This window comes from Lysinibacillus sp. GbtcB16 (assembly GCF_019091145.1).
GTDB classification, from domain to species: Bacteria; Bacillota; Bacilli; order Bacillales_A; family Planococcaceae; genus Lysinibacillus; species Lysinibacillus fusiformis.
In genome coordinates this window covers 1-275 of record NZ_JAGXJV010000354.1, presented here as the reverse complement: position 1 = coordinate 275, position 275 = coordinate 1, and the positions used below count along the sequence as shown (strand labels likewise).

Genomic DNA, 275 nt, shown 5'->3' with positions numbered 1-275 from the left:
ACGAAGCCCATTATCGCTACGGTGAGTATCTTTACCTTTATTGCCGCTTGGAACGCGTTCCTGGTGCCGCTCATTTTCACGCTGGGCAAGCCGGAGCTGCGTACGCTGGGTGTCGGGATGTACAACTTCTTCGGTACGAATACGGTTGATTGGACCGGGATTGCGGCCGGAGCCTGCATGTCGCTTATTCCTATCATTATTGTGTTCTTGTATTTGCAGCGCTATTTCATCGAAGGTGTGGCGGGAGCTATTAAAGGGTAGGCATGCGGGATTCA

At 52.0% G+C, this 275-nt stretch carries 1 pseudogene; it reads left to right on the top strand.

Going from position 1 to position 275, the window contains the following annotated elements:
- A pseudogene (locus KVT27_RS24525) lies at window positions 1–261 on the top strand (carbohydrate ABC transporter permease); the annotation flags it as partial.
- Window positions 262–275 lie beyond the last annotated feature (14 nt).